This window comes from Bradyrhizobium huanghuaihaiense (genome assembly GCF_007830635.1).
GTDB classification, from domain to species: Bacteria; Pseudomonadota; Alphaproteobacteria; order Rhizobiales; family Xanthobacteraceae; genus Bradyrhizobium; species Bradyrhizobium huanghuaihaiense.
Window position 1 is genome coordinate 157,205 of the sequence record NZ_VLLA01000014.1, and the last position, 23,074, is coordinate 180,278.

General features: G+C 65.9%; 18 protein-coding genes. 11 read left to right on the top strand and 7 right to left on the bottom strand.

Annotated features, from left to right (window positions below; translation table 11 throughout):
- The first annotated feature begins 35 nt into the window (after positions 1 to 35).
- From IQ16_RS26285 to garD, 5 genes are all read left to right on the top strand, one after another.
- Positions 36 to 941 (top strand): LysR family transcriptional regulator, encoded by a 906-nt coding sequence (locus tag IQ16_RS26285; protein ID WP_018642856.1) that lies wholly within the window; start codon positions 36 to 38, stop codon positions 939 to 941.
- A 129-nt stretch (positions 942 to 1,070) separates the two neighbouring features.
- Entirely contained in the window at positions 1,071 to 2,015 is a 945-nt protein-coding gene (gene kdgD, locus IQ16_RS26290; RefSeq protein ID WP_018642858.1) for a 5-dehydro-4-deoxyglucarate dehydratase, read from the top strand.
- Between the two features lie 26 nt (positions 2,016 to 2,041).
- Positions 2,042 to 3,385 carry a glucarate dehydratase gene (gene gudD / locus IQ16_RS26295; RefSeq protein ID WP_018642859.1) on the top strand — a complete coding sequence of 448 codons (1,344 nt, stop codon included), beginning with the start codon at positions 2,042 to 2,044 and terminating at the stop codon, positions 3,383 to 3,385.
- Between the two features lie 23 nt (positions 3,386 to 3,408).
- Complete coding sequence (locus tag IQ16_RS26300; protein ID WP_018642860.1) at positions 3,409 to 4,857, top strand: aldehyde dehydrogenase family protein; 1,449 nt, start codon at positions 3,409 to 3,411, stop codon at positions 4,855 to 4,857.
- A gap of 115 nt (positions 4,858 to 4,972) precedes the next feature.
- Positions 4,973 to 6,514 (top strand): galactarate dehydratase, encoded by a 1,542-nt coding sequence (gene garD, locus IQ16_RS26305; protein WP_018642861.1) that lies wholly within the window; start codon positions 4,973 to 4,975, stop codon positions 6,512 to 6,514.
- Between the two features lie 4 nt (positions 6,515 to 6,518).
- On the opposite strand, the gene IQ16_RS26310 is transcribed toward garD, so the two are convergent.
- Both IQ16_RS26310 and IQ16_RS26315 read right to left on the bottom strand, forming a co-directional pair.
- Positions 6,519 to 7,259: a hypothetical protein gene (locus IQ16_RS26310; protein ID WP_018642863.1), complete on the bottom strand. Its 741-nt coding sequence runs from the start codon at positions 7,257 to 7,259 to the stop codon at positions 6,519 to 6,521.
- Positions 7,260 to 7,264: 5 nt separating this feature from the next.
- Positions 7,265 to 8,152, bottom strand: coding sequence for a MipA/OmpV family protein (locus tag IQ16_RS26315; RefSeq protein ID WP_026311969.1), 888 nt, complete (start codon positions 8,150 to 8,152; stop codon positions 7,265 to 7,267).
- 340 nt (positions 8,153 to 8,492) lie between these two features.
- Between IQ16_RS26315 and IQ16_RS26320 the strand changes: the two genes are divergently transcribed.
- The 3 genes from IQ16_RS26320 to IQ16_RS26330 all read left to right on the top strand — a co-directional run bounded on the left by IQ16_RS26320 (position 8,493) and on the right by IQ16_RS26330 (position 10,994).
- Positions 8,493 to 9,173 carry a response regulator transcription factor gene (locus IQ16_RS26320; protein WP_018642864.1) on the top strand — a complete coding sequence of 227 codons (681 nt, stop codon included), beginning with the start codon at positions 8,493 to 8,495 and terminating at the stop codon, positions 9,171 to 9,173.
- The gene (locus tag IQ16_RS26325; RefSeq protein WP_018642865.1) at positions 9,170 to 10,534 is read left to right on the top strand and encodes a sensor histidine kinase; all 1,365 of its coding nucleotides are present in this window, start codon (positions 9,170 to 9,172) and stop codon (positions 10,532 to 10,534) included. Before IQ16_RS26320 ends, IQ16_RS26325 begins: the two co-directional genes overlap by 4 nt.
- Before the next feature lie 190 nt (positions 10,535 to 10,724).
- Positions 10,725 to 10,994 (top strand): hypothetical protein, encoded by a 270-nt coding sequence (locus IQ16_RS26330; protein ID WP_026311970.1) that lies wholly within the window; start codon positions 10,725 to 10,727, stop codon positions 10,992 to 10,994.
- A 170-nt stretch (positions 10,995 to 11,164) separates the two neighbouring features.
- Here the strand turns inward: IQ16_RS26330 and IQ16_RS26335 are convergent, their stop codons facing one another.
- Entirely contained in the window at positions 11,165 to 11,521 is a 357-nt protein-coding gene (locus IQ16_RS26335; protein WP_018642868.1) for a hypothetical protein, read from the bottom strand.
- A 370-nt stretch (positions 11,522 to 11,891) separates the two neighbouring features.
- On the opposite strand from IQ16_RS26335, the gene IQ16_RS26340 reads away from it, so the two are divergent.
- Entirely contained in the window at positions 11,892 to 13,016 is a 1,125-nt protein-coding gene (locus IQ16_RS26340) for a hypothetical protein (protein ID WP_018642870.1), read from the top strand.
- Positions 13,017 to 13,215: 199 nt separating this feature from the next.
- On the opposite strand, the gene IQ16_RS26345 is transcribed toward IQ16_RS26340, so the two are convergent.
- Entirely contained in the window at positions 13,216 to 13,815 is a 600-nt protein-coding gene (locus IQ16_RS26345; protein ID WP_018642871.1) for a DUF2147 domain-containing protein, read from the bottom strand.
- A 174-nt stretch (positions 13,816 to 13,989) separates the two neighbouring features.
- A complete protein-coding gene (locus tag IQ16_RS26350; RefSeq protein ID WP_018642872.1) occupies positions 13,990 to 15,018 on the bottom strand; it encodes an NAD(P)/FAD-dependent oxidoreductase in 1,029 nt (342 codons plus the stop codon).
- Positions 15,019 to 15,200: 182 nt separating this feature from the next.
- On the opposite strand from IQ16_RS26350, the gene IQ16_RS26355 reads away from it, so the two are divergent.
- Positions 15,201 to 15,668, top strand: a complete 468-nt coding sequence (locus IQ16_RS26355) for an acyl-CoA thioesterase (protein ID WP_018642874.1) — start codon at positions 15,201 to 15,203, stop codon at positions 15,666 to 15,668.
- Positions 15,669 to 15,684: 16 nt separating this feature from the next.
- Here IQ16_RS26355 and IQ16_RS26360 read toward each other — a convergent pair whose 3' ends face one another.
- Together IQ16_RS26360 and IQ16_RS26365 are read right to left on the bottom strand one after the other, a co-directional pair.
- Positions 15,685 to 16,005 carry a 2Fe-2S iron-sulfur cluster-binding protein gene (locus tag IQ16_RS26360; RefSeq protein ID WP_018642875.1) on the bottom strand — a complete coding sequence of 107 codons (321 nt, stop codon included), beginning with the start codon at positions 16,003 to 16,005 and terminating at the stop codon, positions 15,685 to 15,687.
- A 172-nt stretch (positions 16,006 to 16,177) separates the two neighbouring features.
- Positions 16,178 to 16,552, bottom strand: coding sequence for an Hpt domain-containing protein (locus tag IQ16_RS26365; protein WP_018642877.1), 375 nt, complete (start codon positions 16,550 to 16,552; stop codon positions 16,178 to 16,180).
- A gap of 397 nt (positions 16,553 to 16,949) precedes the next feature.
- Here IQ16_RS26365 and IQ16_RS26370 point away from each other — a divergent pair, with 397 nt between their 5' ends.
- Positions 16,950 to 22,667 (top strand): apolipoprotein A-IV repeat region-like domain-containing protein, encoded by a 5,718-nt coding sequence (locus tag IQ16_RS26370; protein ID WP_018642878.1) that lies wholly within the window; start codon positions 16,950 to 16,952, stop codon positions 22,665 to 22,667.
- The last annotated feature ends 407 nt before the right edge of the window (positions 22,668 to 23,074 follow it).

Below are 23,074 nucleotides of genomic sequence, written 5' to 3' on the forward strand. Positions count from 1 at the left end.
CGGGGAAACGCCTTATCCATCTAAGGCATGTATCGATGTTCGACCTCAACCAGCTCCGCTGTTTCGTCACGGTGGCGGAGGAATTGCATTTCGGCCGCGCCGCCGCACGGCTCAACATGACCCAGCCGCCGCTGTCCCGGCAGATCCAGGTGCTCGAGCACATCATCGATGCGCCGCTGCTGGAGCGCACCAGCCGCTCGGTGCGCCTGACGCCGGCGGGACGCAGCTTCCTGCCGGAGGCGCGGCGCATCCTCAAGCTTGCCGAGAGCGCCTCGCAGGTCGCCCGCCGCATCGCGCTCGGCAAGACCGGCTCGCTGAAGATCGGCTTCACCGCGGCCGCCGCCTACGGCTTCCTGCCCGAGCTCGTCGCGGCCTGCCGCGCCAAGCTGCCCGAGGTGGACTTCTCGCTGAAGGAGATGGTGTCGGGCGACCAGTTCGAGGCGCTGACCTCCGGCCAGATCGACGCCGGCCTGCTCAGGCCGCCGATCGCGCGGCCCGAGCTGACCAGCCGCCGCGTCGTCGCCGAGCCCCTGCTCGCTGCGATCCCGAAGAAGCATCCGCTGGCCAATGCCGACAGCATCACCATCAAGGATTTCGACGACCAGCCCTTCGTGATGTATTCGCCCTATGAGAGCCGCTACTTCCACGACCTGCTGGTGGCCCTCTTCACCCGAGCCGACGTGCTGCCGCGTTACGTGCAGCATCTCAGCCAGATCCACTCCATCCTCGCCATGGTCCGCGCCGGCCTCGGCCTCGCCATCGTGCCGGCCGCGGCCGCGAGCCTGAAGATCTCCGACGTCCGGCTGCGTCCCCTGAAGCTCCGCAACCGCGTCCCGGTCGAGCTGTTCATGGTCTGGCGCCGCGAGGACGAGAATCCGCTGCTGTCGGCGCTGGTCAAAATCGCCGGTGAATTGTCCTCCGCGGAGACGATGGAAGATTGATGCTGAATCCGCATTGGTCGATATAGGCTTTGGCTTGGACGCGCATCGAACGGTTGCCTAAACCACGGCGCATGGACGCGCAGCCTTCTGCTTGCGTCCTCCACAACACGCAATAAGGGAGCCGCGCCCATGAGCAAGATGACCCCGCAGGAAATGGCCCAGAAGATCGGATCGGGCCTCCTGTCCTTCCCCGTCACGCCCTTCAAGGCGGACTATTCCTTCGACGAGGCGACCTACCGCGCCAACATGGACTGGCTGTGCGGCTATGATGTCGCAGGACTCTTCGCCGCCGGCGGCACCGGCGAGTTCTTCTCGCTGACCCCGACCGAGGTTCCTGAGGTCGTGAGGGTCGCCGTCGACGAGACCAAGGGCCGCGTGCCCGTGCTCGCCGGCACCGGCTACGGCACCGCGATCGCCCGCGAGATCGCGATTGGCGCTGAAGAGGCCGGCGCCGATGGCCTCTTGCTGCTGCCGCCCTACCTCACCCATTCCGAGCAGGAGGGCCTTGCCGCCCATGTCGAGGCGGTGTGCGCCTCCGTGAAGATCGGCGTCATCGTCTACAACCGCGACAACGCCATCCTCCAGCCCGACACGCTCGCGCGCCTCGCCGAGCGCTGCCCGAACCTCGTCGGCTACAAGGACGGCATCGGCGACATCGAGCTGATGACCCGCGTCTACACCAAGCTCGGCGATCGCCTGACCTATGTCGGCGGCCTGCCGACCGCCGAGACCTTCGCCCTGCCCTATCTCGACATGGGCGTGACGACGTACTCGTCGGCCGTGTTCAACTTCGTGCCGGAGTTCGCCACCAATTTCTACGCCGCCGTGCGCAAGCGGGACCACGCCACGATCCATGCCGGTCTGAAGGATTTCATCCTGCCGCTGATCGCGATCCGCAACCGCAAGAAGGGTTATGCGGTCTCGATCATCAAGGCCGGCATGAAGGTGATCGGCCGCGATTCCGGCCCGGTCCGTCCGCCGCTGACCGACCTCACCGAGCAGGAGATCGCGGAGCTGGCCGCGCTGGTGAAGAAGCTGCCCGCCGCACGATCGTCACAACAGGCTGCAGAATAGCAGCCGACAACAGGGAGGAGCGTGCGATGGCCGAGACCAATATCTCCGGCGCACCGGTCGTCACAGCGATGCAGGTGATCCCGGTCGCGGGCCGCGACAGCATGCTCCTCAATTTGAGCGGCGCACATGCGCCGTTCTTCACCCGCAACATCGTCATCCTCACCGACAATGCCGGCCACACCGGCGTCGGCGAGGTGCCGGGCGGGCAGAAGATCTGGCAGACCCTGCAGGACGCCCGCGATCTCGTGATCGGCAAGACCGTCGGCGCGATGAACAACATCCTCGCCGACGTCCGCACCGCCTTTGCCGACCGCGACGCAGGCGGCCGCGGCAAGCAGACCTTTGACCTGCGCGTCATGATCCACGCGGTCACCGCGATCGAGTCCGCCCTCCTCGACCTGCTCGGCCAGCATCTCAACCTGCCGGTCGCCGCCCTGCTCGGCGAAGGCCAGCAGCGCAAGAGCGTCGAGACGCTCGGCTATCTCTTCTTCGTCGGCGACCGCCGTAAATCCAAGCTCGACTACGTCACGGGCGAGACCGGCAAGCCCGACTGGTTCAACCTCCGCCACCAGGAAGCGATGACGCCCGAGACCGTGGTCCGGCTCGCGGAAGCCACCCACGACCATTACGGCTTCGCCGACTTCAAGCTCAAAGGCGGCGTGCTCCGCGGCGAGCAGGAGATCGAGGCCGTTACCGCGATCGCAAAGCGCTTCCCCAACGCGCGCGTCACGCTGGACCCGAACGGCGCCTGGTCGCTGGATGAGGCGATCCGCCTCTGCAAGGACATGCACGGCATCCTCGCCTATGCCGAGGATCCCTGCGGCGCCGAGGCCGGCTTCTCCGGCCGCGAGATCATGGCCGAGTTCCGCCGCGCCACGGGCCTGCCGACCGCGACCAACATGATCGCCACCGACTGGCGGCAGCTCTCCCATGCGCTGCGCCTGGGCGCGGTGGACATCCCGCTCGCCGATCCCCATTTCTGGACCATGCAAGGATCGGTGCGCGTGGCCCAGACCTGCCGTGACAACGGCCTGACCTGGGGCTCGCATTCCAACAACCACTTTGACATTTCGCTCGCGATGTTCACCCATGTCGGCGCCGCCGCTCCCGGCAAGGTCACCGCGATCGACACCCACTGGATCTGGCAGGACGGCCAGGCCCTGACCAAAGAGCCGCTCCAGATCAAGGGCGGCAAGATCGCCGTGCCCGATCGCCCCGGTCTTGGCATCGAGATCGACCGCACCGCCATCGAGGCAGCGCATGAGCTCTACAAGAAGCATGGACTCGGCGCCCGGGATGACGCTATGGCCATGCAGGACTTGATCCCCGGCTGGACGTTTGACGACAAGCGTCCCTGCCTCGTCCGTTAAAAAGCGTTCCCTGGAGGAAAAAGATGACTGCGATCCTGAAGAACTTCATCGGCGGCGAATGGGTCGACGGCTCCGGCGTCACCAAGAACATCAACCCCTCCAACACCAACGATCTCGTCGGCGAATACGCCAAGGCCGACAAGGCGCAGACCGAGAAGGCGATCGCCGCCGCCAAGGCCGCCTTCCCCGCCTGGGCGCAGTCGACCCCGCAGGTGCGCTACGACGCGCTCAACAAGATCTCGACTGAAATCCTTGCCCGCAAGGAAGAGCTCGGCCGCCTGCTCGCCCGCGAGGAAGGCAAGACCCTGCCGGAGGGCATCGGCGAGGTCGCTCGCGCCGGCCAGATCTTCGCGTTCTTCGCCGGTGAAGCGCTGCGGCTGATCGGTGAGAAGGGAGCCTCGGTGCGTCCCGGCCTCGACGTCGAGCTCACCCGCGAGCCGGTCGGCGTCATCGGCATGATCACGCCCTGGAACTTCCCGATCGCGATCCCCGCCTGGAAGATCGCGCCCGCGCTCTGCTACGGCAACACCGTGGTGTTCAAGCCGGCCGAGCTGGTGCCCGGCTCGGGCCACGCGCTCGCCGAAATCATCACCCGCTCCGGCATTCCCGCCGGCGTGTTCAACCTCGTGGTCGGCTCCGGCTCGGTGGTGGGCCAGACGCTGCTCGATCATCCGGATGTGGCCGCGATCTCCTTCACCGGCTCGGTGCAAACGGGGCGCAAGATCGCGCAGGCCTGCGTGCTGTCCAATCCGATGAAGAAATTCCAGCTCGAGATGGGCGGCAAGAATCCGCTGGTCGTGCTCGACGACGCCGACCTCAAGACCGCCGTCGAGGTCGCCGTCAACGGCGCCTATTTCTCCACCGGCCAGCGCTGCACCGCCTCGTCCCGCCTGATCGTCACCGAAGGCATCCACGACCGCTTCGTCGCGGCGGTGGCCGAGCGGCTGAAGGGCCTGTCGGTGGACGACGCGCTCAAGGCCGGCGTGCATATCGGCCCCGTGGTCGACCAGAGCCAGCTCGACCAGGACCTGCGCTACATCAAGATCGGCCAGGATGAGGGCGCCAAGCTCGCCTTCGGCGGCGAGCTGCTCAAGCGCGAGAACCCCGGTCACTACCTCGCGCCGGCGCTGTTCACCGAGGCCAACAACAACATGCGCATCGCGCGTGAGGAAATCTTTGGCCCGGTCGCCGCCGTCATCCGCGCCAAGAACTACGAGGAAGCCCTCGCCATCTCCAACGACACCGAATTCGGCCTCGCCTCCGGCATCTGCACCACCAGCCTGAAATACGCCTCGCACTACAAGCGCAACAGCGAGTCCGGCATGGTGATGGTCAATTTGCCGACCGCCGGCGTCGACTATCACGTGCCGTTCGGTGGCCGGAAGGGTTCGAGCTACGGCGCCCGCGAGCAGGGCTCCTATGCGCGCGAGTTCTACACCACGGTGAAGACGGCTTATACGTTCCCGGGCTGATAGGCTGACATCGTAGGGTGGGTTAGCGCAGCGTAACCCACCTCTTCTGCTTCCGCGGACACAGACACTGGTGGGTTACGCTGCGCTAACCCACCCTACAAATCCGGAGTCCTCGATGGACCAGGACGTCGCAGCGAAAGAGCAGCCCCGCTACATCAAGCTCAACGAGCGCGACAATGTCGCGATCGTGGTCAATGATTTCGGGCTTCCCGCCGGCTCCCGCTTTGCCAGCGGCTTGACGCTACGCGCCTTCGTGCCGCAGGGACACAAGACCGCGCTGGTCGACATTGCTGAAGGCGAACCGATCATCCGCTATGGCGAGATCATCGGCTACGCGCTCTCGCCGATCCTGGCCGGCGAATGGGTCGATGAAGCCCGCATCCGCATGCCGGAGGCCCCCGCCCTCGACAAGCTGGAAATCTCCACCGCCGTCCCCGCACCGCTGCCGCCGCTCGAAGGCTTCACCTTCGAAGGCTACCGCAATCCGGACGGCTCGGTCGGCACCAAGAACATCCTCGGCATCTCCTCCTCCGTGCAATGCGTCAAGGGCACGATGGAATATGCGGTGAAGCGCATCCGCGCAGAGCTGCTGCCGAAATATCCGAACGTCGACGACGTCGTGCCGCTGACGCATGCCTATGGTTGCGGCGTCGCCATCACCGCGCCCGACGCGGTGGTGCCGATCCGCACCCTGCAGAACCTCGCGCTCAACCCGAACTTCGGCGGCGAGATCCTCGTCGTCGGCCTCGGCTGCGAGAAGCTGGCGCCCGAGCGCCTGGTGCCGGAAGGCGTGAGCGATGCCATCGTCCGCATGCAGGACGAGGCCTTCGACGGCTTTGGCGCCATCGTCGATGCGATCATGACCCAGGCCGAGGCGCGGCTGAAGGTGCTCAACACCCGCAAGCGCGAGACCTGCCCGGCCTCCGATCTCGTCATCGGCCTGCAATGCGGCGGCAGCGACGCCTTCTCCGGCGTCACCGCCAACCCCGCCGTCGGCTTTGCCGCGGACCTGCTGGTGCGCGCCGGCGCCACCGTGATGTTCTCGGAAGTGACCGAAGTGCGCGACGCCATCCAGCTGCTCACCCGCCGCGCCATCAACGAGGACGTCGGCCGCGCGCTGGTGCGCGAGATGGCCTGGTACGACTCTTATCTCGCCCGCGGCGGCGCTGACCGCAGCGCCAACACCACCCCCGGCAACAAGAAGGGCGGCCTCGCCAACATCGTCGAGAAGTCGCTCGGCTCGATCGTCAAGTCCGGCTCCTCCGCCATCACCGGCGTGCTCTCGCCCGGCGAGAAGGCGACGCAGAAGGGCATGCTGTTCGCGGCAACCCCTGCATCCGACTTCATCTGCGGCACGCTCCAGCTCGCCTCCGGCATGACGCTGCAGGTGTTCACCACCGGCCGCGGCACGCCCTACGGCCTTGCCGCGGCGCCCGTGATCAAGGTCGCGACGCGCAGCGAGCTGGCACGGCGCTGGAAGGACCTGATCGATTTCGATTCAGGCAGCATCGCCACCGGCGAGAAGACCATCGAGGAATGCGGCTGGGACCTGTTCCGCCTGATCCTCGACGTCGCCTCCGGTCGCACAAAACCGTGGTCGGATCGCTGGGGCATTCACAACGATCTCACGCTGTTCAATCCGGCGCCGGTGACCTAGAGGCTCACTGACCGTCGATCAGGTGCATGTCGCCCAGCGTGACGGGCAGGCTACGCGTGATCAGGTCGGCGATCGCCGCGCGCAGCCGCTCGCTCGCAGCCGGACCCTCGAACGTTTCGTCGATCGGCCCGCTTGGACCGGCAAGCCGCAGGGTCCCGGTGTTCTCGAGCGGCGCGGCCGCCCGCTTCTCGATCACGTCGAACGACTTCCCCTCGATCACGCGCACTTCGTACAGCGCGTGGATCAGCCCGTAATCCGCAAGTAGCGTCCGGTATTGGGCGAGCCCGACACCCTCGACATTGCGGCCGTTTCCGAGTTTCGATCTGGCCCGCGTGATGACGATGTAGGCGTCGAGCCCCTGCGGCGCGACATCGCTGCGAACCAGCTCCTTGAACGGATCGCTGCGCAGGAGGTTGACGGGCGTAACCGCTGAATCCCTGACAGCAGCGAACGCGGCGCGCCTGTAATTCACCGGCTGCACGCGAAAGCGCCCGCTCAAGAGCTTCGTCGCCTGCTGGACGATCAACTCATCCAGTCCCCATGCGCTGATCGAGAGGCTTTGCGCTGTGTTCCCGAGCCCGGTCAGGCCGGCGCGCGTCAGGCTCATCTCCTCGCCGATCGCCGAGACGATGCCGACTGACTTGATCGCCTGGAGTTTCGTCGCGCGCGTCTCGAACGCCGCAGCGGCGCTGAGCGCAACGGAAGCGATCGCGAGACCAATCCAAAGAATGACACTACGGCGCATGGCGACTATCGAATCCTGAAGTCGAACGAATAGGACGCACCGAGGCCGACGGTGGTCTGGTTCGACGATCCCCGCTGCTTCACCAGCGGACTGTCCGCGGCATCGCCGAGCAGCTTCTCGTATTCGACATAGGCATGGACCTCCCACTGCGGATTGATGCGGTAGGAGATCTGGCTGCCGAAGCCGACCGAATGCGCGCCGCCCCTGGCATTGTACATCGGCAACCCCGAAGCCAGCGCCTGCGCGGCATCGACGCCGAAATACGGCGCGGTGGCCTTGGTGCTCTTCCAGGTGAAGCGCGGGCCAGCCGAGATCGTCAGCCTCTGGATCAGCGGCACGATGACGTCGGCGGAGACGTCGGCCACTGTGCCGGTGTGGCCATCGAAGCCCTGACGCAACTCGCTGCGCAGGCGCAGCCAATCCACCGGATAATATTCGACGAAGCCGCCGAGCTCGTAGGCGGCCTTGACGTCGCCGAGGCCGGTCAGCTCGGCATATTTGCTGCTCTTGCGCGAAGAGACATATTTGAACGCAGGGCCCGCGCGAAAATTGCCGACGTCGAGCAGCGCGATGCTGGCGCTGTCGCGCGGTCCGCGAAACTGGTCGATCGATCCGGCGCGGCGAATGGTGAAGATCGGGATCGGACGAAACTTGCTGTTCTTCGATCCGACGAAGTCAGGCGTGTATTCGCCGCCGATACCGACCATGACAGTCCAGTTGCCGGACGGCGACGGCAGCATCGGCAGCTCGAAGGGCGGGGCCGGCAGCGTGAACGCGGTCTGCGCCGATGCGGATTGCGCGGTCGCCATGATCGCACCGAGTGCGGCGAGACAGGCGGTCGTCCACCGCGCATTCACCGTGAGGCGGAGAGCGGCTTCGTCAATATGCTTCATTTCGGGGCCCCGGACCGGCCTTCCTGGCCGAGTCGACTGGTGTGGTTAAGAGCCCAGCATGTGGTCCGGCAAAATTGCCCCAAGATTGCAACGGCCAAGCGCCCCTGCGACATTCCGCGCCCGGACGCGCCATCGGATCAACATTGCCCGAACATTGCCCGGGACGCGTTCACGCGCGCAAGTCTTGCCCGCGCGGGACGTTCAACCCCTCCGTTCCTGCCTTTTATTCGCCAAGCTCGCTGCCTTAAACGGAACTCGCGCACGAACCGAAACGCCGGACTTCGGTCAGGAAGCGTCAAGATCGGGGCCTATGGCCCCAGCAGAGTCAAGGACGACCCGCGTGCGCTCCCTCGTGATCGAAGACGAACCGCAGATCGGCGCTTACATCATCCGTCTGCTCGGACAGTTGCACGGCGTCGTCGATCTTGTCGGCTCGATTGCCGACGCCCGCCAGGCGCTGGACAATTTCAAATATGATCTCGCCATCGTCGACCGGATGCTGCCCGACGGCGATGCGCTCGAGGTGGTCACGGCGCTCAGCCAGTCGCCGGAGCGCCCCGCCATCATCATGCTGACGTCCAAGGACACCAAGGAGGACGTCGTCGACGGCCTCAACGGCGGCGCCGACGACTATCTCGGCAAGCCGTTCGAGCCGCAGGAACTGCTTGCGCGAGTGCGCGCCGTGTTGCGTCGGCCCCGCCTGCTCGCGCCTGCCGTGCTGTCGCTCGGCAATGTCGAGCTGCATCTCGGCAGCAACGAAGTCGTGGTCGCCGACAGGAAAATCCTGCTGCGGCGGCGCGAGGCGCTGATCCTGGGCGCACTGCTGATGCGGCGCGACCGCGTCATCACCCGCGCCGCCCTGATCGAGGAAATCTACGGTTTCGACGACGAGATCGAATCCAATACGCTCGAAGCGCAGGTCTCGCGCCTGAGGAAGAAGCTGGCCGCATTCGGCGGCGACGTCGAGATCCGCAGCATGCGCGGCATCGGTTACATCCTGCGGCTGGCAACGCCGCGATGAGGTCGATCGCCCGAACGTTTGCGTTCTCGCTCGGCATCGCCGCCACAACGATCTTTTTGATCATGGTTGCGATCTTCGTCTCGAGGTACCCGTTGGAGGAACGCGAGTTCAGGGCCTGCCGGGTCGTGGCCGCCGTTCTCGATCGCGCCACTGATATCAATGGACAAAACCTGACGGTCAGTCCGACTCCCGCGCTTGAGGAATTGAAGGCCGACAGCCCGAACCTCTGGTACGTCGTATCCGTCGGCGATCTCGTCAGCGAGTATGGTAGCGAGCACCGGCCGGCGCTTCCTTTCGCATTCCCCTATCGCGGGCCGGTCGGCCTGTCCGTCTTCAGCACACACGACGAGAAGAGCACGTTCTGTCTCGCCGTTGCGCAACGGGGCTCCTTGCGGCTCACGACGATGGTCGGCGAGCCACAGGTCCGCTTCGGACGAATGGCCGGGAACTTCCTTGTCAACAGGATTTTTTCGATCATCCTGGTGGCGCTGGCCTTTGCGGCGACCGTCGCCATCGGCTCGGCGCTGGCCGCACGTTTCGTCACGCGCGGCATCGAACGGGTGGCGCTTCGCGCGCTCGCGATTGACCCTGCAGCACCGCAAGGTTTGATATCGCTGTCCGAGGTCCCCTCCGAGTTGAAGCCCCTGGTCGAGGCGCTGAACCGCGCCTTCGGCGAGATCGACGCCTATATCAGGATGCAGCGCCGCTTTCTCGGCAATGCAGCCCATCAGCTCCGTACGCCGCTGACGCTGCTGCGCGCGAAGATCGACGACGTGCCCGATCCGGCCCTGAAGGCCGAGCTGGTGCGCGACGTCCGCCGCCTGACGTCGCTGGTCTCAGCCATGCTTGACCTCGCACGCCTGCAAAATCACGCGATCGAAAAGCGGCCGATCGATCTTGCCGCGATCACGCTGGACGTGCTCGCCGATTTCGGTCCCTCGGCGCTGGACGCAGGCATCGAGCTTGCGCTGGAACGGGCCGACGAAGGTCCGTTCCTGGTGCAGGGCGTCGATGCCGCCATCCGCAGCGCGCTCGCCAATCTCGTCGGCAACGCGCTGATCCACGCCCGCGGTGCGCGGCGCATCGTCGCCACGCTCGGGCGCGGCAGCGTTGCGGTCGACGACGACGGCGCAGGCTTGCCCGACGGCGCGGAGCACAAGCTGCTGGAGCCGTTTCAGACCGGCAACAGCGCAGGCGACGGCGCCGGCCTCGGCCTGTCGATCGTCCGCGAGATCATGGCCGCCCATGACGGCGAACTCGTCATCGCCTCCGAGCCCGGCCGCGGCACGACGATGCGCCTATGCTTTCCGGAGGCTGCCGCCGCGGCCAGATCGCGGCACTTGGCTTTGGAGGCGCTCTAGGGGCGTCGCCTTGCTTCCGCGAAACCGTCCGGAAACATTGGCACGAAAAACTTCTTCCCCGTTTCATCCTTTCGCACCAAGCAACCAATATCTGCGCCGACGGCGACAGGAATGTTCGCGCTCAAGCGAACCTGCCCCGGCATCATCGCGACCAAACCTCCGATTGACATCTTTCACGGAGATTTTCCAAATGCGTGCTCTCTCGATGATTGCCATTGCCGGTGCAATGATTGCCAGCTCCGCTGCCGCGTTCGCCGGCGAGCTTCCCTCCTACGAAGTGAAGTCGTTTCCGATCTCGTCGACGCAGGTCCAGGTGCTCGGCGGCGCCGGCGTCGAGGAGCAGTCGACCGCGCCCGCGATGATCGTCGCCGGCATGCCCGCCTCGCCCGCGCAGGTCTCGGTGCTGTCGCCGCGCGTGAAGCGGCTTGCGAGCGCGAATTCGCAGAGCGAAGCGCGCTGATCGGTCTCGTCATTCCTCAACGATCCCGTCATGGCCGGCGCCTTGTCCCGCCTGCGCGGCCGAAGCCGCTTCGGCGCGGCGAAGGCCCGGCCATCCACATTTTGCTCCTCCACACGAAGTGTGGATGCTCGTGACAAGCCTCGACGAAGCTCTTCCGTCGCCTTCCGTCTCTACGTCATGCTGCCCGGCATGAAGCAGCGCACGCGCGGGTGGCCGTCGATATAGTGCTTCCACACCATGGTGCGGCCGATCTTGTTCGGCTCGGTGATCACCGCTCCCTCCGGCACGAGCACCCATTCACCGTCGAGATGCACGCGGTAGCGCCCCTTGTCGGATTCCCAGTCGACATCGGCGACCACGTAGCCGTCGGCATCCGAGCAGCATTGCCCAAATTCGCTGTGCAGGCTCTCGAACCAGGGTTTGAGCGGCGAGTTGGCGTAGCGCCCGTCGTCGCGCGCCAGCGCTGATGTCGCCAGCAGCACGGTCAGGCCGAGCAGCATCGCTGCACACGGTCTTGCAAGTGTCATGTCGTCTTCCCGCGGATCGAAGTCAGCGCCGCGAGGGACAGGCGCCACCGTCCGCCTTGCCGCACATGGGCGGCAGGCGCAGAGACGGCGACTCGTTCCCCCAGCAGCTTTTGCGACAGCTATGCAAATCCGGCGCCAGCGCGCATTCCGGAGAACTACTGCCGCACGCTGTTGCCCACGCTTGCGTATGCCTGCATGCGTGACGCGCCGGCCGTTTTGCCGCGCATTTTCGAGGCTTTCCTTGTTGCACCCAGACGTGTAGGAACGTGGCCGCGAAACTTATCGCATTTGTTTAACCGGCTGTTTCGATTAGAGAATCAGGTGACGGCGTGACTGGCATTGGACCGGCAGCGCTATGAATTCGAGAGAGTTGCTCCCTGGCCAGCAGGACGCGACCGATCTGCCCGCAAACCAGGTGCAGTTTGCGCTGGTGATTTCGCGCATGCTGGAGACGGTGAAGGACGACGCGGACGCGAGGCGGCAGATGGTCTACGACCTTGCCCGCTACAAGCTCCAGGAGCAGTTCACCTACGCCGACGCCAGAAACATCGACCAGATGAAGCGCGCGCTCGAGATCGCAATCGAGGAGGTCGAAAAATTCTCGCGTGACGATGCGCCGCTGGAGCGCCTGCCGTCGCAACAACTCGCCTCGTCCAAGGAGGCCGGCGGTCTTCTGGTGTCCGGCGATGCGACCGTTTTGCCATCGGGCGTCGGCAGGCCGCGCAGCCAGCTGCCTGCGATCTCGGGCCCGCTTCTGCCAGTGATCAAGCGCACGGCGGCCATCCTGCTTGCGGTCAGCGCAGTCATCCTGATCGTTTCGCAGCGGGACAATATCGCAGCGCTGCGCCGGCTGATCACGTCCCAGCCTGCGGAGATCGCGCTGGTCGCACCCAAGCCGGAGACGACGATCGCGGTCGCCAAGCCGGAGATGGTGACGCCCGCCGCACCTGCCCCGACGCGCGTGCTGCCCACCGACTACGGCATCTACGCCCTGATCGACGACAAGTCGCTGGTGGAGCTATCCGCGACCGGCGTGATGGCGCCCGACATGCGGATTGCGATTTCACCGGAGTTCAAGAAGCCCGATCGGCCGCACCTGCCGAACGGCCGCGTCAAGTTCATCGTCTTCCGCCGCGATGTCGCAAACGCCATTCCCGAACGCGTCGAGGTTCGGGTCGTGGCGAAGATCGCCAGGGAGTTTTCCAGCGATGCCGCCGGCAAGGCGCTCGGTGGCGGAGACGATGTCGGGGTGATCCGCAACTTCTCCTATCCGTTCCGGGTCTCGCCGATTCCGGGCAAGGCGGAAATGTACGAACTTCACTCCGGCGATTCAGGGCTCGATCTGGCGGCGGGGCATTACGTCCTGAGCCTGGGATCGCAGGCCTATTATTTCCAGGTCGACGGCGAGATCACCGATCCCCGGCAGTGCCTCGAGCGGGTCGTCGCCGGCAACGGCACCTTCTATGCGCCGTGCAAGAAGGCGCGGACGTATTGACGGTCTCGTAGCCCGGGAGATCGAGGCACGCGCGAGCCACACTCAACTGTCATCGCCCGGCTTGACCGGGCGATCCAGTATTCCAGAGACAGCTCGAGGATACGGAGAAGCCGCGGCGTACTGGATTCCCCGCCTTCGCGGGGAATGACAGCGGGATGTGAGGCAACAGTTACGGCAACAACGGCGCCGCGCAGCAGCCCTACTGCTTCGGCGCCGGCGCCATCATCGCGCCGCCCTTCTTGGCTGCGGGCGCGGGTGCCGGCTTGGTCGCAGCGGCTTGCGCGGGCAAATATTTGGCGACGATGGCGGGATCGACCTGGGCGATGTTGGTATCGGGCAGGCGCGTCCAGGTCTCGTCCTTACCGAGCAGCGCGATGCCGAGATAGCCGCGCAGGGTCAGGGTCTGGCCATCGGGACTGACCTTCATGTTGGCCTTCCAGATCTGGCCGTCACGCGGATTGAGCACGTTGCCGCCTTCGTACTTCAATCCCTCGCGCTTCATGTTGCGGACGAAGGAGATGCCGAGCACCGGTGCATTCTTGCGATCGTCGGTGCACTTGCTGCAGACCTCGTTCGGATCGTCGCCCGGCCGCGGGAAGGTTTTTGCGATCACACCTTCGAAGACGCCGCTGCGATCGATGAAGAGGAACCATCCCACCGTCTTGCCGTCCTCGACTTTCTGCCAGAGGCCGGCAGCCGTCGGCTCCGCGGTCTGCGCCGCAGACGGGCTCACCGCACCGACCGACAGCACGAGCGCGAGGAAGGGCAGCAGCCGAAAGCTGGAAAAGAGAGTCCGCATTATCATCACCTTGCTGAGCCAATCGCCTTGCTGAGCCAATTGCCTTGCTAAGCCAAGACTTTGTCAAGCCAAGACTATCCTAAAGCCAAGTCCGGAATGGCCGCACACTACGGCGATTTCGCGAACGGTTCCAGCACCAGAAACATGGGGCATCGCCGCCCCGCCCCTTCGCCGTCAGTTGACTCCGAGCTTCTTTTGCAGGCTGGAGGACGAGGTCGTGTATTGGAACACGAGCCGCTTCTCCGGATAGACATAACGATGGGCTTTTTGCGACATCAGTGCGCCCTCGTGGAAGCCGCACAGGATCAGCTTGATCTTGCCGGGGTAAGTGTTGATGTCGCCGATGGCGAAGATGCCCGGCACATTGGTCTCGAACGCTGACGTCTCGACCGGCACGAGGTTGTTCTCGAGCGCAATACCCCAGTTCGCGACCGGACCGAGCTTCATGGTCAGCCCGAAGAACGGCAGCATGGTGTCGCAGTCGACCTCGGTGATGCTGTTGTCGTTGCCCTTCACGGTCGCACCGGTGAGCTTGCCGTCGGCGCCTGAGAGCGCGGTGACCTGGCCGAGCCGCAGATCCATCTTGCCGCCGGCGACCAGCGCGCGCATCTGCTCGACGCTGTGAGGCGCTGCGCGAAACTCGTCGCGCCGGTGCAAGAGCGTGATGCGCTTGGCGAGCGGATGCAGATTGAGCGTCCAGTCGAGCGCGGAATCTCCGCCGCCGACGATCAGCACGCTCTTGTCGCGGAACGTCTCCATCTTGCGCACGGCGTAGTGCACCGAGGTGCCCTCGTAGGCCTCGATCCCCGGCACTGGCGGACGCTTGGGCTGGAACGAGCCGCCGCCGGCCGCGATCACCAACACCTTGCATTCGAACACCTTGCCGGCATCCGTGGTGCAGCGAAACGCGGGATCGCCGATCTTCTCCACCGTCTCGATCATCTCGCCGAGATGGAAGGTCGGATGGAACGGCTTGATCTGTTCCATCAGCGCGTCGGTGAGTCCCTGCCCCGAGACCTGCGGAATGCCGGGAATGTCGTAGATCGGCTTTTCCGGATAGAGCTCGGCGCACTGGCCGCCGACCTTGTCGAGGATGTCGACGAAGTGCGCCTTCATGTCGAGAAGGCCGAGCTCGAAGGCGGCGAACAGACCGCAGGGGCCGGCGCCAATAATCAGCACATCGGTTTTGATCACGTCGCTCATGTCGTCTCTTTATCGGTCGTTATCGGTTGGACGGCGCCCGTTGGGCAGAGGTGACCCTGCCTGTCTAGCCAACGGGGATGGATCAGGGAAGGCATAAAAGCGGGAGCGCCCCGCAAGCACGCCCACTTGCCGGGCCAAAATAACTGGGCTGTAACGAGGCTGGATATGACGGAGATCAATCGGTGAACGCACCAGCCCGCCTCGACACGACGCCGCGCCTGGAGGACTTCCCTTTTCGCCTAAGCGACAACGTCCGCTTCGGCGATCTCGACCCGAACCAGCACGTCAACAACGCGGTCTATGCCACCTATTTCGAGACCGGCCGTGTCACGCTGATGAAGCTTCCCGAATACGGGCTGACCCCGCCCGGCCTCGCCTGGATCATGGTGCGGCTCGACATGCATTTCCGCGCCGAGCTGCACTGGCCGAACACGATCGAGCTCGGCCTCGGCGTCGTGAAGCTCGGACGAACGTCCGTGACCTTCGAGCAGGTCGTGTTTTCGAACGGGAAGTGCGTTGCGTCAGCGACGTCCGTCGGCGTGCTGCTCGACGAGGCGACGCGGCGACCGGCGCCGCTGACCGCAGAGGTGATCGAGAAGTTCAGACCCTGGCACAAGCGCGGCATCGAGGTCGCGCCGCCGAGCACCTAGTAATATCGAGGGACGATCAGGCCTGACGTTCCGGCGTCGCCACGACCAGCCCGTCGAGATCGTCGCTCACCTTGATCTGGCAGGACAGGCGCGAGTTCGGGCGCACGTCGAAGCCGAAATCGAGCATGTCCTCTTCCATCGGCGTCGGGCTGCCGACCTTCTCGCGCCAGGCTTCGTCGACATAGACATGGCAGGTCGCGCAGGCACAGGCGCCGCCGCATTCGGCTTCGATGCCGGGGATGCTGTTGCGGATGGCGGCTTCCATCACGGTCGCGCCGTTCTCGATTTCCACCGTGCGGGTTTCGCCCTTGTGGTCGACAAAGTGAATCTTGGCCATGTGTGCTCGTGCTGCCGCGATGTTGGGAATGAAGGAGGGTCCGGGCTGTCCTATAACGGGTCGGTTAGCCCGGCGCCATAGCGTTTTCGAGCGGCGTGGATCCCGCATCGCGCGCAGAAAACGCGTCAAATCAAACGGCTAGTGCGCAGGCCCCATATTCGTGGGGGCCGCCCTAGTGCTTCAGGATCGCCGCGATCGCGGCGCGGACCTCGGCCACCGCCTCTTTCAGTGCGGCAAGCGCATGCGATCGGTTGTGGCCGGTCCGGACCGCCGTCTCGAGGCTGGCGGCAGCATCGGCCACCGCAAAGGCGCCGATCCCGCGGGCCGAGCCCTTCAGCGTGTGCGCGAGCGCACCGGTCTCGGCCGGCAGCGCCGCCATTGCGGCGAGCAGGCGGACGGCCTGCTCGGCGAACATCGCGAGCACTTCCTGTTCCAGTTCAGTGTCGCCGAGCGTCATCCGGGAGAGGTGGTCGAGATCGAGCGGGCTGTCGATGGGCGCAAGCGGGGGCGAGGGCATCCAGTCCATCCGTTGCAGTTCAGGCGTCATGGCGCTGGCCCCGGCATCGCGCGGTGGTTCCGCCGGTCAGGCGGTACGGTTCGCCCCAGCCAAGCACGGAAATGGTTAACGAAATGTTTGGACTTATTTACGCAATTCCGCCCGTTTATTGACGAAAAGTCGCCGCAATTGACCGGGTTCCGTGGAGAATTTCATTTATTGCTAAGGCGTTACGGCCCGATCCTGTTAACGATGATTAAGATTGTCTTAATCGCGGGCATTTCATTCGCGACGCTCTGCCAATAGGATGTTGCGGAAATTGGCGGACAAGCCGTCCGGGTGGGGACGGCTCGGAGATCCGCATAAGCGGCATGATCCGGTCTGTGGGCTTGCGTAGCGCGCAGGGCTCGCGGGGGGCGTGTACAAGTAACGAGGGCTCGGACTGAACATGGCGAACACTCCCAAGAAGGTCAAAGACCCCACAGAAGTTGCGCTTTCTGCGATCCAGGAAGCCCTGAACATCAGCGACACGGCTGCGGACACCAGCCGCAACGCCTCGATGCGGGGCGAAACGACGTCTCAGGTGACGCCTCCGGCACCCCCGGTCTTCGACGAGCCGAGCTTCGAGCCGCGCCCCGCCGCCAACGAACGGGCGACCGTGTTCGACCCGGTCGAGGAGCCGCGCACCACGCGCCGCGCCGCCAACGACGACCGCGAGACCATCGGCCAGCTGCTCCAGGCGCTGCAGAAGGGCCGCCCTGCCCGCAGCGTCTACACCTTCGCCACCATCTTCGCCGGCGTCTGGCTCGCCGCCTGCGCCGCGCTGACGGTCGGCTTCCTGCCCTCGATCCAGGCCGCCATGGGCCAGAGCGGCGGCGTGCTGGTCATCGCCGGCCTGATCGCGATGTTCTTCGCGCCGATCATGCTGTTCTACTTCCTGGCGAGCCTCGTCTGGCGCGGCCAGGAAATGCGCATGATCGCGCAGGCGATGGCGCAGGTCGCGATCCGCTTCTCCGAGCCCGAAGGCTCGGCCTCCGATTCCATGGTCACCGTCGGCCAGGCCATCCGCCGCGAGGTCGCGGCGATGGGCGACGGCATCGAGCGCGCGATCGCGCGCGCCGGCGAGCTCGAGACGCTGGTCGCCAACGAGGTCGCCGCGCTGGAGCGCGCCTATAGCGACAACGAAGTGCGCATCCGCGCCCTGCTCCAGGACATCGCGCATCAGCGCGACAATCTGGTCGGCCAGGCCGAGCAGGTCCGCAGCGCCATCTCCGGCGTGCAGATCGATCTGCGCCACGACATCGCGCTGATCTCGGACGCGATCGCCTCGCGCGTCGACGAGGTCGCCAAGTCCATCACCGGCGCGCTCGAAGAGCGCGGCGCCCACATTACCAGCGCCTTGAGCAATGCCGGCGACAACATGATCCTGGCGCTCGGCGAGCGCGGCGGCGACCTGCTCGACCGCCTCGAGGAAGCCAGCAACGAGACCACGCGCGCCGTGCTCGACGCCAGCGAGCGGCTGACCACCAGCCTCAACTTCAAGACCGGCCACGTCCACGACGAGTTCGTCGACCTCGCCGACCGCGTCCACGAGATGCTGAACGAGCGCATCGACCGCATCACCGGCGAGTTCGAGCAGCGCTCCGCCGCGATCGTCGACGGCATCTCCGAGCGTACCGAGCAGGTGCACGACAGCTTGAAGAACTCGTCGGACTCGCTGCTGCTCGAGCTCGAGCTGCGCTCCAACGACATCTCCGCCAAGATCGACGACGCCGGCAGCCGCCTCGCCAACCAGATCATGACGAGCGGCGACAAGGCGAGCGAGGCGCTCGACGCCACCGTCAACACCCTCGTCGCCAAGGTCGTGAGCCAGACCGAGACCGCGCACGACTCGCTGTCGCTGCAGATGAGCGCCTTCGACGAGCTGGTGAAGAACCAGGGCACCGAGCTGGTCGAGAAGTTCGCCCGCGACTCCGGCACGCTGGGCGCACTGATCACCCGCCACATCTCCGAGTTCGACCGCACCGTGAAGACGTTCGGCGGCGAGATCGTCGAGCGCATGGGCCAGCGCACGCAGGACATCCATGAGTCGCTGAAGACCTATGTCGACAATTTCGACACCCGCTTCACCTCCAACGGCGGCGAGATCACGGCCGTGCTCGACCAGCGCCTGGTGCAGTTCGAGAACACGATCGGCGAACGCGTCAACCATCTCGATGCCTCGCTGAACGGCAAGATCGCCGGTCTCGACGGTACGATCGAGGGCCACATCAAGACCTTCGACGAGCAGCTCGTCGGCCGCGTCGCCACGCTCGAACAGTCGTTCGACAGCCGCGCGAAGTCGATGACCGAGACCATCGACGGCCGCCTCAACACGCTCGCGACGTCGCTCACCGACGGTGCCGCGCAGGCAATCCAGTCGATCGACTCCCGCCTCACCCACCTCACGTTGTCGCTCACCGACGGCGCTTCGCACGCCATCGAGACGATCGATTCGCGCCTCAACCACCTCACGAGCTCGCTGACCGATGGTGCGTCGCAGACCATCCAGTCGATCGACTCCCGCCTGACCCACCTCACGACGACGCTGACGGGCGGCGCGGCGCAGGCGCTCGAATCCATCGACTCCCGCCTCACCTACCTCACCACCGCCGTCACCAACGGCGCCTCGCAGGCCGTGCAGTCGATCGACACGCGCCTCACGCTGCTGACCTCGACGCTCACCGACGGCACCGCACAGGCGATCGAGGCGGTCGACCGCCGCATCACCGGCGTCACCGAGATCATCGACGGCCGCAGCACGCACCTGACCGACACGGTCACGGCGCGCTTCCAGGACATCCAGCAGGCCATCGAGACCAAGGTCGGCTCGGTCGCGAGCGACATCGACGTGCGCGTGGCGCAGTTCGAGGACCTGCTCGGCTCGCGCGTCGAGGCCGTCGCCGGCCGCATCGAGAGCAGCGGCCGCCAGGCCAGCGAGGACATGATGTCCCGCGCCGAGATGATCTCGACCGCGATCCGCTCGCATGTCGAGGACGCCGAGCGCTCGCTCACCAACCTCGTCGTCAACACCAGCGAGACGATCCAGACCGGTGCGCGCACCGCCCAGCAGTCGCTGATGACGGTCTCCTCGGACGTCAACGCCCAGCTCAAGATGACCTCGACCGAGGTCGAGCGCGCGCTGACCGCGGTCGGCACCGGCGCCGCCAACTCGATCCTGAGCAGCGCCCGCGAGGCGCAGTCGACCCTGGTCGCGGCGTCCGGCGATGCCTCCAACCAGATCAAGGGGCTTGCGGCCGACGTCGAACGCACGCTGTCGGCGGCCGGTTCTGCCACCGCAGCCTCGATCCTGGCCGGCGCCCGCGAGGTGCAGACCACCCTCGTCACGACGTCCTCGGACGCGGCCAACCACGTCAAGACGCTCACCGCCGACGTGCAGCGCTCGCTGTCGATGGCCGGCTCCTCCACGGCGGAATCGATCACCGCCGGCGCCCGCGACGCGCAGAGCGCGCTGATCGCGGCCTCGACCGAGACCGCAAACCAGATCAAGGCGCTGTCATCGGACGTGCAGCGCTCGCTCACGATGGCGGGCACCGCGACGGCCGAGACCATCATGACCGGCGCCCGCGAAGCCCAGAGCACGCTGGTCACGGCGTCCTCGGATGCGGCAAGCCAGGTCAAGACGCTCGCGGCCGAGGTGCATCGTTCGCTCTCGCAGGCGGGACAGACGACCGCCGAGACCATCACGACCAGCGCCCGCGACGCCCAGAGCACCCTTCTTGCTGTCTCCGCAGAACAAACCGGTCAGGTCCGTTCGCTCGCGGCCGAGATGCAGCGCGCGCTGGCGACCGCCGGCGGCGCCACCATCGAGGCGCTCACCAGCGGCGTGCGCGAGGCCCAGGGCACCCTGATCTCCGCTTCGACCGATGCGGCCAGCCAGATCAAGTCGCTGACCACGGATATCGAGCGCACGTTGACCGCGGTCGGCGCCGACACCGCCTCGACCATCCTCAACAGCGCGCGTGAGGCACAGACCTCGCTGACCTCGACCTCGGCGGATGCCGCGAGCCAGATCCGCACGATCTCGACCGAGATCGAGCGCGCCCTGAGCACGGCCACCACGAACGCGACCAGCGAGATCCAGACCAGCGCACTCAACGCCCAGAACGCGCTGATCTCCGCCTCGAACGAGGCGAGCTCGCGGGTCAAGTCGAGCTCGGCCGACGTCGAGCGCTCGGTGCTCGCCGCCAGCTCCAGCTTCGGCCAGGCCATGACCGGCAAGACCGACGAGATCGTCACCTATGTGCAGCAGCAGGCCGACCGTCTGTCGAACATGATCGACGCCAAGCGCGGCGCGCTGGTCGATGCGATCGGCTCCAAGACCAGCCAGCTCACGCTCGACATCGACCGCGTCACCTCCGACGCGCTGAAGTCGATCGAGACGCGCGGCCATGCCTTCTCGCAGACCATGATGGGCAACGGCTCGGAAGTCGCCCGCACCATCAACGCGGCGAGCGAGATGGCGACCGGCGCGGTCGGCAAGTCGCTCAAGGACCTCGAGCAGGCCTCGCGTTCCGCGATCGACCAGTCGCGCCAGGTCTCGATCGCGGCCGTCACCGAGATGCAGGAGACCAGCAAGATCCTGCGCACCGATACGGTCGCCCTGTTCGAGCGCCTGCGCGAAGGCAACATCCTCCTCCAGGAGGTGCTGACCGGTGCGCACGACAACCTCAACTCGCTGGAGCGGGCGCTGGTGACGCGCGTCGCCGACTTCGTCTCGGCGATGAACGACGTCACCTCGCGCAACGGCGCGGCGACGCAGAACCTGGAAGACCAGCTCAACGTGTTCAACAGCAAGACCACGAAGGCGCTCCAGGATCTCGGCGAGCTGTCGGTCCAGTTCGACAAGCACGGCAAGGCGCTGGTCGATGCCGCGCAGGTCGTGGAGCAGAGCAACAAGAACACCACCGCCTCGCTCGCCGAGCGCAAGCAGGCGCTGGAATCGCTCGTCACCACGATCGACCTGCGTACGGCCGATCTCGACCAGCGGCTGTCGCGCTTCACCGGCCTGCTCGATGAATCGCTGGCCGCGGCCGAAGAGCGTGCCCGCGACATCGCCCGCGTCGTCGCCGAGACCGCCGGCGCAGGCTCGGCCGCGATCACCCGCCAGTTCGAGGCGGTGCGCGCGGCGTCCGAGGAGGAGCACCGCCAGACCATCGAGGCGATGCACGACATCTACCGCCAGACCACGGACGAGGCGGATACGATGTTCAAGCAGTCGACCGAGAAGTTCACCAACCTCGTCTCCAGCATGAAGCAGATGGCGTTCGAGATGCACAACGAGCTCGAAGCCACCCGCAACGAGCTGCGCCGCGGCGTGCTCGAAATGCCGCAGGAGGCCGCCGAGAGCACTGCGCAGATGCGCAAGGTGATCGTCGACCAGATCGAGGCCCTCGCCGAGCTCAACCGCATCGTGGCCCAGCACGGCCGCGGCCTCGACGTCTCGACGACGGGCCGCGCTTCTGTCGCCGTCCAGCGTCAGGAAGAGCCGATGATGGCGGCTGTCGGCGGCCGGGCGACCGAGACCCGCATGCGCGACACCGGCAGCGCCTCGACGCTGCCGCCGCCGGACCTCGGCATGCCCGCGCCCTCGCGCCGTACCGAAGCGCCGTCGGTTGCGCCTTCCAGCAACGACCAGGGCCGTGACGGCTGGCTGTCGGACCTCTTGAACCGCACGGACGCCAATCAGGGCGCTCCGAACGGCCGTGAGGCTCCCCGTGGCCGTGCTGCTGCCCCTGCACCGCAGCCGCAGGCCCCGCAGGCGAGCAGCAATCCGCTGGAATCGCTGTCGCTCGACATCGGCCGGCTGATGGACCGCAACCTCGCCGCCGAGATGTGGGACCGCTACCAGCGCGGCGAGAACAAGGCCTTCACCAAGCGCCTCTACACGCCCGCCGGCCAGAAGGCCTTTGACGAGGTCGCCCGCAAGTACCGCGCCGACCGCAACTTCAAGGGCACGGTCGACCGCTACGTCGCCGAGTTCGAGCGCCTGCTCGACGAAGTCGCCCGCGACGGCCGCGGCCCGCAGGAGCTGCGCGGCCACCTGACCTCGGAGACGGGCCTGGTGTACACCCTGCTCGCGCATGCGGCGGGCCGGCTGGGGTGAGACAGCAATAGCGATTGACGAAAAGGGAAACGGAGGCCCCGCGGCCTCCGTTTTCGTTTGAGCTCGTCATAGCGCGGCGATCGTAGCCCGCATGGAGCGAAGCGTAATGCGGGAAGGCAGGCAAAGAACCCGGATTGCGCTTCGCTCCATCCGGGCTACGAAGGCAGCGCACGCTCCCTCCATGTCGTCATTGCGAGGAGCGAAGCGACGAAGCAATCCAGACCGTCCCCGCAGAAGCAGTCTGGATTGCTTCGCTTCGCTCGCAATGACGGGTGGAGAGAGCATGCACCCTCTCGTGCCCCGGACGCAGCGCAGCGCTTCTGCAGCGGTGCGCAGCAGAGCCGGGCCTATGTCGCGGCATTGTAGCGCAGCAATGCTAAGGGGCGTTGCAGCGCGTCCGGGACACG

What these genes read in the sequence shown, in the direction of transcription:
- gudD (WP_018642859.1), top strand. Translation starts at nt 2,042, where the DNA reads ATGGCCGAGACCAATATCTCCGGCGCACCGGTCGTCACAGCGATGCAG.
- garD (WP_018642861.1), top strand. Translation starts at nt 4,973, where the DNA reads ATGGACCAGGACGTCGCAGCGAAAGAGCAGCCCCGCTACATCAAGCTC.
- IQ16_RS26325 (WP_018642865.1), top strand. Translation starts at nt 9,170, where the DNA reads ATGAGGTCGATCGCCCGAACGTTTGCGTTCTCGCTCGGCATCGCCGCC.
- IQ16_RS26350 (WP_018642872.1), bottom strand. Translation starts at nt 15,018, where the DNA reads ATGAGCGACGTGATCAAAACCGATGTGCTGATTATTGGCGCCGGCCCC.
- IQ16_RS26335 (WP_018642868.1), bottom strand. Translation starts at nt 11,521, where the DNA reads ATGACACTTGCAAGACCGTGTGCAGCGATGCTGCTCGGCCTGACCGTG.
- IQ16_RS26285 (WP_018642856.1), top strand. Translation starts at nt 36, where the DNA reads ATGTTCGACCTCAACCAGCTCCGCTGTTTCGTCACGGTGGCGGAGGAA.
- IQ16_RS26330 (WP_026311970.1), top strand. Translation starts at nt 10,725, where the DNA reads ATGCGTGCTCTCTCGATGATTGCCATTGCCGGTGCAATGATTGCCAGC.
- kdgD (WP_018642858.1), top strand. Translation starts at nt 1,071, where the DNA reads ATGAGCAAGATGACCCCGCAGGAAATGGCCCAGAAGATCGGATCGGGC.
- IQ16_RS26315 (WP_026311969.1), bottom strand. Translation starts at nt 8,152, where the DNA reads ATGAAGCATATTGACGAAGCCGCTCTCCGCCTCACGGTGAATGCGCGG.
- IQ16_RS26360 (WP_018642875.1), bottom strand. Translation starts at nt 16,005, where the DNA reads ATGGCCAAGATTCACTTTGTCGACCACAAGGGCGAAACCCGCACGGTG.
- IQ16_RS26300 (WP_018642860.1), top strand. Translation starts at nt 3,409, where the DNA reads ATGACTGCGATCCTGAAGAACTTCATCGGCGGCGAATGGGTCGACGGC.
- IQ16_RS26370 (WP_018642878.1), top strand. Translation starts at nt 16,950, where the DNA reads ATGGCGAACACTCCCAAGAAGGTCAAAGACCCCACAGAAGTTGCGCTT.
- IQ16_RS26345 (WP_018642871.1), bottom strand. Translation starts at nt 13,815, where the DNA reads ATGCGGACTCTCTTTTCCAGCTTTCGGCTGCTGCCCTTCCTCGCGCTC.
- IQ16_RS26310 (WP_018642863.1), bottom strand. Translation starts at nt 7,259, where the DNA reads ATGCGCCGTAGTGTCATTCTTTGGATTGGTCTCGCGATCGCTTCCGTT.
- IQ16_RS26365 (WP_018642877.1), bottom strand. Translation starts at nt 16,552, where the DNA reads ATGACGCCTGAACTGCAACGGATGGACTGGATGCCCTCGCCCCCGCTT.